Source organism: Caballeronia sp. LZ043, assembly GCF_031451075.1.
Taxonomy (GTDB): Bacteria; Pseudomonadota; Gammaproteobacteria; order Burkholderiales; family Burkholderiaceae; genus Caballeronia.
Genome location: NZ_JARUXT010000001.1, coordinates 2,426,795 through 2,442,830, shown reverse-complemented (window position 1 = coordinate 2,442,830; position 16,036 = coordinate 2,426,795). Strand labels below are relative to the sequence as shown.

Sequence of the window (16,036 nt, the reverse complement as noted above, 5' to 3'; positions counted from 1 at the left end):
GGCAGCTTCGATCCCGCCGCCTTCGATCTCGTGCTAACGAATCAGCGGCTCTCAGAGGTCAAGTTCTGATCGTCAAGACGGCCTCAGATTGACGCTTACGCAGTGACTCACGCTAATCCAAGTTCAACGCGCCAAAAATCGCTCAGCCAAACGTACCCAATACGATGAGCCGATCGATAGCAGGTCATCGTTGAAGTCGTAGCTGGCGTTATGCAACATGCATGGTCCGGCGCCGTGTCCGTGATCGCGATGTCCACCGTCGCCGTTGCCGAGAAACGCATAACAGCCCGGCTTCGCAAGCAGCATGAACGAAAAATCTTCCGCGCCCATCGTCGGTTCGACGGAACTGTCCACCTTGTCTTCCCCGACAACCTCTGCCATGACCGCGGCTGCGAACCGTGCTTCCTCGGGTGCGTTGATCGTAGGGGGATAGTTGCGCAAGAAGTGCACGTCAGCTTCGCAGTCGTAAGCGGACGCAGTCGCTTCGACGATCTTCCTCATGCGCGCCTCGATCAAATCGAGCGTCTCGACCGTAAAAGTCCGCACAGTCCCACCCAGCCAGGCCTGATCCGGGACGACATTGACGGCATCGCCGGCATGAATCTGCGTGATCGAGAGCACCGCGGTATCCATGGGCTTCTTGTTGCGCGTGATGATGCCCTGAAGCCCGTTCGCGATCTGCACTGCCGTGAAAACCGGATCGCGTCCGTTATGAGGCATTGCCGCGTGCGAACCCGTTCCGCGGATCGTCACGCGAAACTCGTTGCTCGACGCCATGATCGGCCCTGCAGTCACACCGAAGTGGCCAGCCGGCATGCCGGGCCAGTTGTGAATGCCAAACACGGCATCGACGGGAAAGCGCTCGAAGAGTCCATCCTCGATCATCGCTTTCGCGCCCGCGCCGCCTTCCTCCGCCGGCTGAAATATGAAGACGACAGTGCCATCGAATTGACCGTGTTGCGACAAATGCTTCGCGGCCCCGAGCAACATGGCCGTATGGCCATCGTGACCGCAGGCGTGCATGCGCCCATCGTAAGTCGACCGGTGACCAAAGGTGTTCAGTTCCTGGATGGGCAAGGCGTCCATGTCGGCACGCAGGCCAATCGAAGCATGACCGTCGCCGCGTTTCAACACGCCGACCACACCCGTCTTGCCCACCCCGCGATGAACTTCAATGCCCCATCGTTCGAGGCTTTCGGCTACCAGCCGAGCCGTGCCGACCTCCTCATAACGCAGTTCGGGATGAGCATGAATGGTTCGTCGAAGGGTCTGGATTTCGTCGTGTGATGCTTCGATTTCAGGGATCAGGTTCATTTGAACTACTCTTGGATTTGAATTCGGAATGCGCGTATTGACTACGTATGGTGTTCTCCCATTCTACGCCGCCACTATTTGCCGGATCGGGCGGACGGTCGCATAGCGGGCGTAATAGAATTCCGTTATCTGCCGCCGTTTTTCATGTTTTTTCGGACTTTCCAATGAACGCCCCAGCCGAGTTCGCCCGCGCCGTTTGCCCGCATGATTGTCCCGACACGTGCGCCTTGCGCGTGACCGTCAAGGACGGCAAGGCGATCAAAGTCAGCGGCGATCCCGACCATCCGCCCACCCAAGGCGTGCTCTGCACAAAGGTAACGCGCTACGCCGAACGCACGCATCACAAGGATCGCCTGCTCACGCCATTGCGGCGTATTGGCCGAAAGGGCGAAGGACGATTCGAGGCGATCGGCTGGGATGAAGCGCTCAAGCTCGCAGCCGAACGGCTTAAGCCAATCGCGAAACGCGCCCCCGAAGCCATCCTGCCGTATAGCTATGCCGGCACCATGGGACTCGTTCAGGGCGAAAGCATCGCGGCGCGCTTCTTCAACGTACTCGGCGCGTCGCGGCTCGAGCGCACGATCTGCGCCGCCGCGGGCGCTGCCGGCCTCCGCTATACCTACGGCGCCAGTCTCGGCATGCACACCGAGTTCTATGCCGAGAGCGAAATCATTCTGATCTGGGGCGCCAATCCGATCGCATCGAGCCTGCATTTCTGGACCCTTGCCCAGGAAGCCAAGCGCCGCGGCGCCAAGCTGATTGCCATCGATCCCTATCGATCGCTGACGGCCGAGAAGTGTCATCAGCACATCGCGCTGCGGCCCGGCACTGACGCAGCGCTCGCGCTCGGCATGATCGACGTGCTGATTCGCGAGCATCTCATCGATCCCGACTACATCCGCGCGCATACGCTCGGTTTCGACGCGCTCGCCGCGCGAGCAGCGCAGTTTCCGCCTTCGCGCGTCGCGCAAATCTGCGGCATCGAAGAGGGCGTCGTGGTCGAACTGGCGCGCGCCTTCGGCTCGACGAAGAAAGCGTCGATCCGTCTCAACTACGGGATGCAGCGGGTGCGCGGCGGCGGTAACGCGGTGCGCGCGATTGCCTGTCTGCCGTCGCTCACGGGCGCATGGCGTGAACGTTCGGGCGGGCTGCTGCTGTCGTCATCGGGTTGGGCGCCCATCGATGGCGCCGCGCTCGAGCGTCCCGATCTCCTGCCCGGCTGGCCCACTAAGCTTCCCCGCGCGATCAGCATGAATGCGATCGGCGATGCGCTGCTGCATCCGGGCGACGAGACCTTCGGCCCGAAGGTCGAGGCGCTGATCGTGTACAACTCCAATCCGGTCGCGGTTGCGCCGGACTCGGCGAAGGTCGCCGCGGGTTTCGCGCGTGAGGACTTGTTCACGATCGTGCTCGAGCATTTCCAGACCGATACCGCCGACTACGCCGACCTGATTTTCCCGGCGACGACGCAGCTCGAACATCTCGACGTCCATAAGTCATACGGCCATACGCACATCATGGCGAACATGCCGGCAATCGAGCCCGTTGGCGGATCGCGGCCGAATACCGACATCTTTCGTGGCATCGCCCGCGCGATGGGCCTGGACGAGCCGGCGTTATACGAGACCGACGAGGCGATTGCTTCGAAGGCGTTTCACTGGAACGATTCGACGCTCGAAGGCGAAGGCTGGGACAGCCTGAAGGAAGCGGGCTGGCTGAAGCTCCGACTGGACGACGCGCCGCTGGCGAATGGCGGGTTTCGCACGCCCTCCGGCAAGTGCGAGTTCTACAGCGAACGCCTGAAACAGGAAGGACTCGACCCGCTGCCGGACTATCTGCCGCCCTATGAATCGGCCGACGGCTCGCCGGAACTGCACGCGCGCTATCCGCTCTCGATGATCTCGCCGCCCGCGCGCAACTTCCTGAACAGCAGTTTCGTGAATATCGAGAGTCTGCGCGCTGCGGAGCGCGAGCCTCATCTTGACCTCCATCCCGCCGACGCTGCGGCTCGCGGTATTGCAGACGGTGCCCTGGTGCGCATCTTCAACGACCGCGGTTCGATGCAGGCCCGTGCGCGCGTGACGGAGCGGGCGCGCGAGGGCGTCGTCGTCGGTCTGTCGATCTGGTGGAAGAAGCTGTCGCCGGACGGCCGCAACGCGAACGAAGTGACCAGCCAGGCGCTGACGGACCTCGGCCGATCGGCAACCTTCTACGATTGCCTGGTGGAAGTGGAACCCATGCATTGATGAGTTCGTTCACGAGGGACGAAACAAGTGTGCAGCATGGCGTCTAACCCAGTTGTCGGACGTAATCCAAGCAGCTAGGATTTCATTTCCGCACGACCATTCTAAAAGCTGATAAAGGAGACGCCGTGGAGAAACCGTGGCTGAAGTCGTATCCGGCCGGCGTGCCAGCGGAAATCGATGTATCGGCGTATCGGTCGGTTTCCGAGTTGCTCGAGGACAGCTTCCGCGCCAATCGCGACCGTCGCGCGTTCGTGTGCATGGGGCAGGCCATCACCTACGGCGAGCTCGACACGATGTCGCGCAACCTCGCCGCGTTTTTCCAGCAGAAGGGCCTGGCGCGCGGTGCGCGCGTCGCGCTGATGATGCCGAACGTCCTGCAATACCCGGTGGCGATCGCGGCCGTGTTGCGCGCGGGATATATCGTCGTCAACGTGAATCCGTTGTACACGCCGCGCGAACTGGAGCATCAGCTCAAGGACAGCGGCGCGGAAGCGATCGTCATTCTGGAAAACTTCGCGGGCACCTTGCAGGCCGTGGTCCGGAACACTGCGATCAAACACGTGATCGTCGCTGCGATGGGCGACCTGATGGGCGTGAAGGGCCTGCTCGTCAATTTCGTCGTGCGCCGCGTGAAAAAGCTGGTGCCCGAATGGAGTTTGCCCGGAAGCATCCGCTTCAATGACGCACTGGCCGAAGGCGGCCGCGCGACGCTTCGAGCGGTGACGCAGGGCCCCGACGACGTCGCGTTCCTGCAATATACCGGCGGCACCACGGGCGTCGCGAAAGGCGCGACGCTCACGCACGGCAACGTGGTGGCGAACACGCTGCAATCCCAGGCGTGGTTCGATCCGGCGCGCAAGCGTCGGCCGGACATCGACCAGTTCGTGTGCGTGGTTGCGTTGCCGCTGTATCACATCTTCGCGTTGACGGTCTGCGGCTTCCTGACGATCCGCTGCGGCGGCGTCGGCATGCTGATTCCGAATCCGCGCGACATCGCGGGCACCATCAAGGAACTGAAGGGCGTGCGGATCAACACGTTCCCGGCTGTCAACACGCTCTACAACGCGCTGTTGAATCATCCCGATTTCGGCAAGCTGGATTTCTCGAAGCTCATCGCCGCGAACGGCGGCGGCATGGCCGTGCAGGAAGCGGTGGCCAAGCGCTGGTTCGCGAGCACGGGCGTGCCGATTGTCGAAGGGTACGGGTTGTCGGAAACGTCGCCGTGCGTCACCTGCAATCCGTCGACGGCCACCGAATACACCGGCACGATCGGCCTGCCGCTGCCTTCGACGGAAGTCGCCATCCGCGACGACGACAATCGCGACGTGCCGCTCGGTCAGCCCGGCGAGATCTGCATTCGCGGGCCGCAGGTGATGGCGGGCTACTGGAATCGTCCGGATGAAACCGCCAAGGTGATGACGCCCGACGGCTTTTTCCGTTCCGGCGATGTCGGCGTGCTGGACGAGCGGGGCTATGTGAAGATCGTCGATCGCAAGAAGGACATGATCCTGGTGTCCGGCTTCAACGTTTATCCGAACGAGATCGAGGACGTCGTCGCGATGCTGCCCGGCGTGTTCGAAGTGGCGGCGGTCGGCGTCAAGGATCAGAATTCCGGCGAGGCGGTAAAGCTGTTCATCGTGCGCCGGGACCCGAGCCTGACCGAAGCGGACGTGATCGCCTATTGCAAGGAGCGGCTCACGGGCTACAAGCGTCCGCGCATGATCGAATTTCGCACCGAACTGCCGAAGAGCAATGTCGGCAAGATCCTGCGGCGCGAACTACGCGACGGACGACTCTGAAAAATCGGCCAGTCGAGAAAAAGCCTTCGTGTCGTGAGACATGAAGGCTTTTTTGTTGGCTGCGAGCGACAGCCGCCGCAGACAATGCCGGACCGGAACGCAGACGAAAAAAAGGCGCCCGAAGGCGCCTTTCAGAGCATGCTGCTTTGTTCTTATTAGAACTTGTGGCGGATGCCGACGATAGCAGCGACCTGGTTCGTCGTCGACGACGGCGACAGGCCGTTGATGCTGGCAACTGCGCTGCGGCCAGTCGAATCCGTGCCGCTTGCGTGCTGGTACACACCGTCGAGGTACACGTCGGTACGCTTCGACAGGAAGTAGTCCGCGCCGAGCATTGCCTGATGGTACTTGGCATCGCCCAGGCCGTAGCCCTTCGTGTAGTCGTAAGCGACGCCGAGCAGCAGAGCCGGGGTCAGCTGATACTTGAAGTTGATTTCGGCGTTGTGGAACTTGCCCGAACCGCCCGTGTAACCTGCCGGGTTCAGGCCCGTGCCGGCTTCCGAAGCGACATCCTTGAACTGCGTGTTGCTATACGTTGCGCCAACGGTCGCTGCGCCGAACGTGTAAGCACCGCCTGCCGAGATGACTTGCTGCGTCTTCGCCGAAGCAAAGCCCGAGTACACGCGGCTGGCAGCCATGTTCGAGGCCGTAGCGCTCGACGACGGCGTGTTGCCGAAGAACGAGTAGTTCGGATCCTTGACGTTCAGGTAGCCGGCGCCCAATTGCAGCGGGCCTTGTGCGTAGCCTGCGCCAACCGACCAGATCTGGTTGCGGTTGAACTGGCCAGCGTTGCCGCCCAGGCTGTACAGACCGCCGAACGTGAAGCCAGCGTAGTTCGCGCTCGTGTACTTGACCGCGTTGTTCACGCGATTCGAGTTGTTCAGGTTGTCGAGGTCGCCCGGGTGTGCGCCGAAGTACGAGGCCCACTGGCTACCGACTTCGAATGCGCCCGTGTAGTCAACCACGGAGTCGTACTGGCGACCCAGCGTGACCGTACCGAATTGCGTCGAACCCAGGCCGACATATGCCTGACGGCCGAATTCAGCACCACCTTGGCCCAGACGGCCGTTGAACACGTTGAAGCCGTTTTCCAACACAAAGATGGCCTTCAGACCGCCACCCAGATCTTCCGTACCACGCAGGCCCCAACGGCTGCCTTGCAGGTTGCCGCTGTTCATCTGGTACTGCTTTTGGCCGTTGGCGTTATTCGTGTACACGAAGCCTGCGTCGATGATGCCGTACAGCGTCACGCTGCTCTGCGCATGGGCAGCACCAGCGAAAAGGCCCAAAGCTGCGAGAGCGAGAAGCGACTTTTTCATTGAATAGATCTCCAGGGAGTGATTGCGACTTTTTGGCAAGGTCACTGTTCTTGGCGCCAGTGTGTTGACGGTCCCTGCCGGGCTTCTTAACGAAGTTGACACGTAATGTAACAAAGAGACTTTTACGGACAAAGGAAAAGGGGCCCGTCCTTGAGACTCATGTGACGTTTACGCAACAGGCCCTAAAATGTTGGTTTTGCAGGATTTTTGCGACCCGTGTTTGCCCTAATTCCAAATTGTGGCTGATTCGAGCGGTCGGTTCCGTGCTTTTTGGCCACGCCGGCGCAGTGGCAACAGCCAGATTCCTGTCATGTCGCTGCCATTTTCGAGGGCCGTTGCGGAGCTCAGACGCAGCGGAGCGAGCCATCGGACGCATTCGAGGTACGCTAGAATCCGCGTTTTGCCGCCGCGATACGCTGGAGTGAAGAACGCGGATTGCTGGATCGGGTGGTTCCAGCCACCGTCGGCGGATAACGAAGAGAGGTGAGAACATGACGCTCGATGAAGTCATCAGCGAGTTCGATCGGGGGCTGCGCTCCATGACCGGTGTGAGCCGCATGTCGCGGCCGCTTCCCGAGGCGGCGCCGGGCACGAGTGCCGAAGACGATCTCTTCCCTGAGGAACTGCAACTCACCGACAAGGAGCGCGCGCACTCGGCCGGCCTGATGCGCGTGAATCATGTCGGCGAAGTCTGCGCACAGGCGCTTTATCAGGCGCAGAAGCTCGCGACAACTTCGCCTGAACTGAAATCCAGTTTCGAGCACGCGGCACGCGAGGAAGAAGATCACCTGGCGTGGACGTCGCAACGGCTCAAGGATCTCGAGTCGCGTCCGAGCCTCCTCAATCCGTTCTGGTATGCCGGTGCGCTGGCACTCGGTTTTGTCGCGGGACGGTTCGGCGATCGCGCGAGCCTCGGCTTCATGGCCGAGACCGAACGTCAGGTCGAGCAGCATCTCGACGGCCACATGAAGACGTTGCCGGCCAATGACCGCGCGTCGCGTGCCATTGTCGAGCAGATGCGACTCGACGAAAGTGCGCACGCCGCCGCGGCAACCAGCGCCGGCGGCAGCGAGATGCCCTTTCCCGTGCGCGCGCTGATGCGCGCGGCATCGAAAGTCATGACCACTACCGCCTACTATATATAGTATGACCACGGTCCCGGTCGCCCATGGATGGCCAATCGGGCCGCTTCTCGGCGAAATTCCACTTTTGGCCTGAGAAACGCCCGCAAGAACCGTTACATTTCCCTCATTTCACGCGCTGATTTCACGTATCACCTTCAGATCCGTCACTAGCTCTCTAATTCATAACGCTTTTCTGTTTTCCCGTCACTTCAAGCTCGTGCGCTAAGTCCTTGTTCTAGCGGAAAAAAACGTCTCGAAAAAAAGTTACGCGTCTTGACCGAGGAAATGCCTTCCTCTAAAGTGGGAGACAGTGTGAGAAAGTGGTCTTTTGTGTGATTCACAGGCCATTTTTGAGCAAAACAGCGGCGGGAGGGGCGCCATCGTGGCGCCGGAGCCGGCCAGAAGGTCCGGACGCACGCCAAGGCGCGCACCCGGACGGGCACAAGGCAGAAGGCACAGGGGAGAGGGGCGAGTGTTCCAAGGGGCGTCGGCGCTGACGCTCGATGCGAAAGGGCGGATGTCGATTCCGTCCCGCTATCGGGAAGCGCTGCAAGGGCAGGCAGAAAGCCGGGTGACGCTCACAAAGAGCCCGGATGGATGCCTGTTGCTGTTTCCACGCCCCGAATGGGAAGTCTTTCGCGCAAAGGTCGCCGCGCTTCCGATGGAAGCGATGTGGTGGCGGCGCATCTTTCTCGGTAATGCAATGGACGTCGAACTGGACGGCAGCGGGCGCGTGCTGGTTTCGCCCGAGTTGCGCTCGGCTGCGTCGCTTGAAAAAGACGTGACGCTGCTTGGCATGGGCGCGCACTTCGAATTATGGGATGCCGAAACCTACGCCGCGAAGGAAGCCGCGGCCATGGCGCAGGGCATGCCCGACGCGCTGAAGAACTTCACCTTCTGACGCGGCGCTGAAGAACATGGCACCTGCGATGGGAAATGAACTGCAGCATCGCACGGTGCTGCTGAAGGAAGCGGTAGACGGGCTGATCACGCGGACCGACGGCATCTACATGGATGGCACGTTCGGGCGCGGCGGACACAGCGGAGCAATCTTGCAGCGGCTGGGCGAAGCGGGGCGGCTGATCGCTTTCGATAAAGACCCGCAGGCCATCGCCGCGGCGGAAAAGATTCAGGATTCGCGCTTTGCGATCGTTCACGACAGCTTCGCGGTCATGCGTGAAGCGGCCAGCGAGCGCGGCGTGCAGAAAGTGTCGGGTGTGCTGCTGGACCTGGGCGTGTCGTCGCCGCAAGTGGACGATCCGGAGCGCGGCTTCAGCTTCCGCGCACAAGGTCCGCTCGACATGAGGATGGATCCGACTCGAGGGGAGTCGGCGGCTGAGTGGCTCGCGCGAGCCACGGTGCAGGAACTGACGGAGGTGATAAGAGATTATGGGGAAGAACGGTTTGCTTTTCAGATTGCAAAGGCGCTTGTTGCTCGCCGGGCAGAGTCCGACCGTCTTGGGCCTCTCGACACCACGCGCGAGCTTGCCGAAATCGTGGGTCACGTCGTCAAAACCCGTGAAAAGGGCAAGGACCCGGCAACTCGCACCTTTCAAGCTATACGGATTCACGTCAATCAAGAGCTTGCGGAGCTGCAGGTAGTTCTCGAATCGGCACTGGCATTGTTGGAGCAAGGGGGGCGGCTGGTCGTGATCAGCTTTCATTCGCTCGAAGACCGGATCGTCAAGCGGTTCATGCAGGCGCACGCAAGCGCGCCCGCCGTGGACCGGCGCTTGCCGATCCGTGCGGTCGATCTTCCCAGCCCGCCGTTGCGGGTGGTGGGCCGCGTGTTTCCGAGCGAGGCTGAAGTGGCCGACAACCCCCGGGCACGGTCCGCGGTGATGCGTATCGCGGAGCGGATCGCGCCATGAACCGTCTCAACATCCTGCTGCTGATCGTCGTGCTCGGGTGCGCGCTGTCGGTCGTCAGCGCCACCAACAAGCAGCGGCAGGTGTTCATCGAACTGCAGCGGGCGCAATCGCAGGAGCGTCAGCTGCAGCAGGATTATTCGCAACTGCAGTATCAGCAGAGCGCGCTGTCGAAGACTTCGCGCATCGAGCAATTGGCCAACACGTCCCTCAAGATGCAGCCCGTGACGACCGGACGTACCCAATATCTCACCTATGACGCGGCCGCCAACAAGGCCGCCGACGCCCCCATGCCGCCGCCGCTGCCGGCGTCGGCGCCGCCTGCCCGCGGAGCCAAGCGATGAAAAAAGCCGCGAAGCAGAGAGACATCGCTCATACGCCGAATCCGCTCCTCGCCGTGCGCCTGCCGATGTGGCGTTCGAAGTTCGTCGTGTTCCTGCTGTTCATGGCGTTCGTCGCGCTGGCCGGGCGCGCGTTCTGGATCCAGGGCCCGGGCAACGCCTTCTTCAAGAAGCAGGGCGAGAGCCGCTATCAGCGCACGCTCGAAATGCCGGCCACGCGCGGGCAGATTCGCGACCGCAACGGTCTCGTGCTCGCCACGAGCCTGCCGGTGAAGGCCATCTGGGCGATTCCCGAAGCCGTGCCGAACGATCTCGGCGCGGACAAGCTCGCGGAGCTGTCGAAGCTGCTCGACATGTCGCAGAAAGAGTTGCGCACGAAGCTCTCGATGGACAAGACCTTCGTCTACGTGAAGCGCCAGGTGCCGCTCGAAGTCGCGCAGAAAGTCGCGGCGCTCGACATCCCCGGGATTTATTCGCGCGGCGAATACAAGCGCTTCTATCCGGAAGGCGAAATCACGGCACACCTGATCGGCTTTACTAATATTGAAGACAAGGGACAGGAAGGGGTCGAACTCGGCGACCAGGGCGTGCTCGCCGGCACGCCGGGCATGCGCCGCGTGATCAAGGACCGCATGGGGCACATCGTCGAGGACGTCGACGAGCAGGTGGTGCCGCACAACGGCAAGGATGTCGAACTGTCGATCGACAGCAAGATCCAGTACATCGCGTACACGAACCTGAAGGCGGCCGTCGAGAAGTCGAAGGCGAAGGCGGGCGCGGCGATCGTGATCGACGTGAAGACGGGCGAGGTGCTCGCGCTCGTCAACTATCCCACCTACAACCCGAACGACCGCTCGCACATGACCGGCGAGCAGTTGCGCAACCGCATTCTCACGGACACCTTCGAGCCGGGCTCGATCATGAAGCCGTTCACCGTTTCGCTCGCACTGGATCTGCACCGGGTGACGCCGAACACGCTCGTCGAAACCGGCGGCGGCTCCTTCGTGCTGGACGGCGCGCGCATCACGGACGACGCCGGTTTCGGCACGCTCACGGTGGGCGGCGTGATCCAGAAGTCGAGCAACATCGGCGCGACCAAGATCGCGATGCAGCTGCGTCCCGAAGAAATGTGGAACATGTACACGAGCATCGGGCTCGGTCAGGCGCCGAAGGTCGGCTTCCCCGGCGCGGTGACCGGACGCCTGCGGCCGTGGAAGAGCTGGCGCCGCATCGAGCAGGCGACCATGTCCTACGGCTACGGCCTGTCCGCCTCGCTGTTCCAGCTGGCGCGCGCCTATACGGCCATCGCCAACGACGGCACCATTCTGCCGGTCTCCATCTTCCGCACGCCGGCCGACCAGCCGCCGCTCGGCCAGCGTGTCTTCGCGCCGGCCACCGCGCGTGAAGTGCGCGCGATGCTGGAAACCGTGGTGTCGAAGGGCGGCACGTCGCCGGATGCGGCGGTGCCGGGCTATCGCGTCGGCGGCAAGTCGGGCACGGCCTACAAGCACGGCGGCCACGGCTACGATCATTCGAAGTACCGCGCGTCGTTCGTCGGCATGGCGCCGATGCCCAATCCGCGCATCGTCGTGGCCGTGTCGGTCGACGAGCCGACGGCCGGCAGCCACTTCGGCGGCCAGGTGTCGGGTCCGGTGTTTTCGGGCGTGGTCGGCGACACGCTGCGCGCGCTCAACGTGCCGCCTGACATGCCGGTCAAGCAGATGGTCGTGAACGACGAGTCGAATCCGGCGAATGCCGTGAATGCTTCCGAGGGCGCCCAGCCGTCGAATCCGAACACCGCGAAAAAGGTCGCGGTGTCGAGCAATGCGAAGACGCATCCGGGAGTCGTGCGATGAGCGCGCAAGCCCGTCAGACGCGCATGCAGAAGGACATGTCGCACGCCGTCGACTGGCTGCGCGCGCATGCTCGCCCGGACGCGCACCTGCATGCGGACACGCGTTCGCTGAAGAGCGGCGACGTGTTCCTGGCGTATGCCGTCGATGGCGCCGACAACCGTCCGTACCTCGATGCAGCGCTCGCCGCGGGCGCCGCCTGCGCGCTCTATCAGCCCGAGCATTTCGCGGGCAAGCCGGACGCAGCGAAGACGCTCGCCGTGAAGGCGCTCAACGAGCTCGCCGGTCCCATTGCTGCTGCGTGGTACGGCGAGCCCACGGCGTCGATGCTGACCGTCGGCGTGACCGGCACGAATGGCAAGACCTCGTGCAGCCAGTGGATCGCCACCGCGCTGACGGCGCTCGGCCGCCCGTGCGCGATCATCGGCACGCTCGGCATCGGCATGCCGGGCAAGCTCACGCATACCGGTTTCACCACGCCTGACGCGCCGCAATTGCAACGCAATCTCGCGCAGCTGAAGGCGCAGGGTGTTGAAGGCATCGCGATGGAAGTGTCCTCGCACGCGCTGCATCAGGGGCGCGTGAACGGCGTGGATTTCGACATCGGCATCTTCACGAATCTCACGCAGGATCATCTCGACTATCACGGCACGTTCACGGCCTATGAAGCCGCGAAGGCGCGCCTGTTCGCGTGGCCGACGCTCAAGACGGCCATCGTCAACCGCGACGACGCGGCGGGCCAGCGCCTGATCGAATCCCTGCGCGGCAAGGTCCGCACGATTGCCTATGGCGTCGAGATGCCCGTCAGCGCCACGCCCGGCGCCGACGCGCTGCTGCTCGCCACGCAGGTGCGCGCCACCGCGACGGGCACGGCGTTCCACCTGTCGTCGGACTGGGGCGAGGCCGATGTCGAAGTCGGCACGCTCGGCGACTTCAATGTGAGCAACCTGCTCGCGGTGCTCGGCGTGCTGCTGGAAGTGGGGGTGCCCTTCGATGCCGCGATCACGCGCATCGCGAAGCTCGAATCGGTGAACGGACGCATGGAACGGCTGGGCGGCCGCCTGCAGAACGACGAGCCGCTCGTCGTGATCGATTACGCGCACACGCCGGACGCACTGGACAAGACCCTGGCCGCGCTGCGCCCGATGGCGGCGGCGCGCGGCGGCGAACTGATCTGCATGTTCGGCTGCGGCGGCGACCGCGACGCGACCAAGCGTCCGTTGATGGGCGCCATCGCCGAGCGTCTTGCCGATCAGGTCGTCATCACGAGCGACAACCCGCGCAGCGAAGACCCGATGTCGATCATCGAGCAGATCGCCGCCGGCATGAAGGACGCGGCGCGGACGCGCCGCATCGAGGATCGCGCGAGCGCCATCCTGCAGGCCATCCGCGCAGCCGCGCGCGAGGACGTCGTCGTGCTCGCCGGCAAGGGGCATGAGGCCACGCAGGAAATCATGGGCAAGAAGCGCGCGTTCTCGGACCAGGATCACGCGCGCCTCGCCTTGGCATCGCGCGCCACGCAACCGCGCGGAGGTGGCGAATGACGATGTTCACCTTGCGCGACGCCGCCGCGCTGATCCCGGGCGCCACGCTCCACGGCGAGAACGACATTGCGATCGAACGCATCGTCACCGACAGTCGCGGCGTGCAGCCCGGCGACCTGTTCATCGCGGTGAAGGGCGATCGTTTCGATGCGCATGATTTCCTCGATCAGGTGGCGAAAAGCGGCGCGGCCGCCGCGCTCGTGTCACGCGAATCAAGCAACGGCAGTGCCTGGCCGCTTCCTGCCATCAAGGTAAAGGACACGCGCGCGGGCCTCGGTGCGTTGGCACACGGCTGGCGCATGCGCTTCACGATGCCGCTCGTCGCCGTCACGGGCAGCAACGGCAAGACCACGGTCAAGGAAATGATCGCCTCGATCTTCGCTGCGGCCGTCGGCGAAGAGACGCGTCTCGCGACCGCGGGCAACTTCAACAACGACATCGGCCTGCCGCTCACGCTGTTCCGCCTGAACGCGTCGCACAAGCTGGCCGTGGTCGAGCTCGGGATGAATCATCCGGGCGAAACCGAACTGCTGGGCAAGATCGCGGCGCCCACTGTCGCCGTGGTCAACAACGCGCAGCGCGAGCATCAGGAATTCATGGCGACGGTCGAAGCCGTTGCGCTCGAACATGCGTCCGTGATCCATGCGCTCGGCGAGACCGGCACGGCCGTGTTCCCGGCGGACGATCACTACGCCAGCATCTGGCGCGTCGCGGCGACGGGCAATCCGATCATGGATTTCGCGCTCACCGACGACACCTCGAAAGCCGCCGTCACCGGCACGCTCGACGGCACGACGGTCCATCTGCACACGCCGCAGGGCGCGTGCGATGTCGCGCTGGCCGTGCTCGGCGAGCACAACGCGCGCAACGCGCTGGCCGCCGCGGCGGCGGCGCTGGCCGCAGGCGTTGCGCTGGATGCCGTGAAGCGCGGCCTCGAAGCCTTCCAGCCGGTAAAGGGCCGCCTGCAAGTGAAGCGCGCGCAGCTCGGCGCGCTGGCCGGCGCCACGGTGATCGACGACACCTACAACTCGAATCCGGATTCGATGCGCGCCGCCATCGACGTGCTGGCCTCGCAGGCCGCGCCGCGCGTGCTCGTGATGGGCGACATGGGTGAAGTCGGCGAGGAAGGCCCGGCGTTTCATCGCGAAGTCGGCGCGTATGCGGCGGAGCGCGGCATCGATGCGCTGTTCGCGCTGGGCGCAGCCAGCCGCGATGCGGTGAACGCATTCAACGCGCAGGCATCGAAGCAGACCGGCGCGCATTTCGATGACGCGGCCAGCCTGATCGACGCGCTCGAACACGCCGGCTACGGCGAGCACGCCACGTATCTCGCGAAAGGCTCGCGCTTCATGAAGATGGAGCGCGTGGTGGACGCCTTGACGAGTCCACATCAACCCGCAGCGGGCCAAGCGCCCGCCGCACATTGATTCACTGAAGGACCAGCATGCTACTCGCACTCGCGCAATGGCTCCAGAATGACGCCAGCTTCATGCGCGTGTTCAACTACCTCACGTTTCGCGCCGTGGGCGCCACGGCGACGGCCATGTTGATCGGCCTCGTCTGCGGCCCCTGGGTGATCCGCAAGCTGACCGCGCTGAAGGTCGGCCAGGCCGTGCGCAAGGACGGTCCGCAGTCGCACCTCGTCAAGTCCGGCACGCCGACCATGGGCGGCGTGCTGATCCTCATCGGCATCGCGGTGTCCACGCTGCTGTGGGCCGACCTCACGAACCGCTTCGTGTGGATCGTGATGCTCGTCACCTTCGGCTATGGCGTGATCGGCTGGGTGGATGACTACCGCAAGGTCGTGCACAAGGACCCGCGCGGCATGTCGTCGCGCGAGAAGTATTTCTGGCAATCGGTGATCGGCCTGTTCGCCGCCGTGTATCTCGCGTTCAGCGTGTCCGAAGCGAGCAACACGCGCGTATTCGATCTCTTCATGGCGTGGGTGCGCAGCGGTCTTTCCATGGGCCTGCCCGCGCGCGCCGACCTGATGCTGCCGTTCGTGAAGGCCATCAGCTATCCGCTCGGCGTGTGGGGCTTCATCGCGCTGACGTATTTCGTGATCGTCGGTTCGAGCAATGCCGTGAATCTCACCGACGGCCTCGACGGCCTCGTCATCATGCCCGTCGTGCTCGTGGGTGCGTCGCTGGGCGCGTTCGCATACGTGATGGGCAGCTCGGTGTACTCGAAGTATCTGCTGTTCCCGCACATTCCCGGCGCGGGCGAACTGCTGATCTTCTGCTCGGCGATGGGCGGCGCGGGCCTCGCCTTCCTCTGGTACAACACGCACCCCGCGCAGGTCTTCATGGGCGATGTCGGCGCGCTCGCGCTCGGCGGCGCGCTCGGCACGGTGGCGGTGATCGTGCGTCAGGAGATCGTGCTGTTCATCATGGGCGGCATCTTCGTGGCGGAAACGCTGTCGGTGATGCTGCAGGTGTTCTGGTTCAAGTTCACGAAGCGCCGTTACGGCGAAGGCCGCCGTTTCTTCAAGATGGCGCCGCTGCATCACCACTACGAGCTGTCCGGCTGGACCGAAACGCAGGTGGTGGTGCGCTTCTGGATCATCACGTTGATGTTGTGCCTGTTTGGCCTCTCGACGCTGAAGCTGCGTTGAGCGTTTGCTGAGCG

12 protein-coding genes are annotated in these 16,036 nt (G+C 63.4%); 10 read left to right on the top strand and 2 right to left on the bottom strand.

Annotation, left to right across the window (positions count from 1 at the left end):
• Nucleotides 1-123 precede the first annotated feature (123 nt).
• Nucleotides 124-1,314 (bottom strand): M20 aminoacylase family protein, encoded by a 1,191-nt coding sequence (locus QCE64_RS11070; protein ID WP_309918614.1) that lies wholly within the window; start codon nucleotides 1,312-1,314, stop codon nucleotides 124-126.
• Nucleotides 1,315-1,478: 164 nt separating this feature from the next.
• On the opposite strand from QCE64_RS11070, the gene QCE64_RS11065 reads away from it, so the two are divergent.
• Together QCE64_RS11065 and QCE64_RS11060 are read left to right on the top strand one after the other, a co-directional pair.
• Nucleotides 1,479-3,560 (top strand): molybdopterin oxidoreductase family protein, encoded by a 2,082-nt coding sequence (locus QCE64_RS11065; RefSeq protein WP_310003777.1) that lies wholly within the window; start codon nucleotides 1,479-1,481, stop codon nucleotides 3,558-3,560.
• Between the two features lie 125 nt (nucleotides 3,561-3,685).
• On the top strand, nucleotides 3,686-5,359 hold the full coding sequence (locus QCE64_RS11060; protein ID WP_310003775.1) for a long-chain fatty acid--CoA ligase: 1,674 nt from the start codon (nucleotides 3,686-3,688) through the stop codon (nucleotides 5,357-5,359).
• A gap of 155 nt (nucleotides 5,360-5,514) precedes the next feature.
• Here QCE64_RS11060 and QCE64_RS11055 read toward each other — a convergent pair whose 3' ends face one another.
• A complete protein-coding gene (locus tag QCE64_RS11055; RefSeq protein WP_309918606.1) occupies nucleotides 5,515-6,678 on the bottom strand; it encodes a porin in 1,164 nt (387 codons plus the stop codon).
• 491 nt (nucleotides 6,679-7,169) lie between these two features.
• Here QCE64_RS11055 and coq7 point away from each other — a divergent pair, with 491 nt between their 5' ends.
• From coq7 to mraY, 8 genes are all read left to right on the top strand, one after another.
• Nucleotides 7,170-7,823 carry a 2-polyprenyl-3-methyl-6-methoxy-1,4-benzoquinone monooxygenase gene (gene coq7 / locus QCE64_RS11050; protein WP_309811680.1) on the top strand — a complete coding sequence of 218 codons (654 nt, stop codon included), beginning with the start codon at nucleotides 7,170-7,172 and terminating at the stop codon, nucleotides 7,821-7,823.
• A 451-nt stretch (nucleotides 7,824-8,274) separates the two neighbouring features.
• Entirely contained in the window at nucleotides 8,275-8,703 is a 429-nt protein-coding gene (gene mraZ / locus QCE64_RS11045; protein ID WP_309810034.1) for a division/cell wall cluster transcriptional repressor MraZ, read from the top strand.
• 28 nt (nucleotides 8,704-8,731) lie between these two features.
• Nucleotides 8,732-9,673 (top strand): 16S rRNA (cytosine(1402)-N(4))-methyltransferase RsmH, encoded by a 942-nt coding sequence (gene rsmH, locus QCE64_RS11040; RefSeq protein ID WP_309931068.1) that lies wholly within the window; start codon nucleotides 8,732-8,734, stop codon nucleotides 9,671-9,673.
• A complete protein-coding gene (gene ftsL, locus QCE64_RS11035) occupies nucleotides 9,670-10,014 on the top strand; it encodes a cell division protein FtsL (protein WP_309810025.1) in 345 nt (114 codons plus the stop codon). The genes rsmH and ftsL overlap by 4 nt, the downstream gene beginning before the upstream one ends.
• Nucleotides 10,011-11,867 (top strand): penicillin-binding protein 2, encoded by a 1,857-nt coding sequence (locus QCE64_RS11030; protein ID WP_310003773.1) that lies wholly within the window; start codon nucleotides 10,011-10,013, stop codon nucleotides 11,865-11,867. The genes ftsL and QCE64_RS11030 overlap by 4 nt, the downstream gene beginning before the upstream one ends.
• Complete coding sequence (locus QCE64_RS11025) at nucleotides 11,864-13,408, top strand: UDP-N-acetylmuramoyl-L-alanyl-D-glutamate--2,6-diaminopimelate ligase (protein WP_309918597.1); 1,545 nt, start codon at nucleotides 11,864-11,866, stop codon at nucleotides 13,406-13,408. Before QCE64_RS11030 ends, QCE64_RS11025 begins: the two co-directional genes overlap by 4 nt.
• Nucleotides 13,405-14,835 (top strand): UDP-N-acetylmuramoyl-tripeptide--D-alanyl-D-alanine ligase, encoded by a 1,431-nt coding sequence (gene murF, locus QCE64_RS11020; protein WP_309931067.1) that lies wholly within the window; start codon nucleotides 13,405-13,407, stop codon nucleotides 14,833-14,835. The genes QCE64_RS11025 and murF overlap by 4 nt, the downstream gene beginning before the upstream one ends.
• Nucleotides 14,836-14,852: 17 nt before the next feature.
• Entirely contained in the window at nucleotides 14,853-16,022 is a 1,170-nt protein-coding gene (mraY, locus tag QCE64_RS11015; RefSeq protein WP_309810012.1) for a phospho-N-acetylmuramoyl-pentapeptide-transferase, read from the top strand.
• The last annotated feature ends 14 nt before the right edge of the window (nucleotides 16,023-16,036 follow it).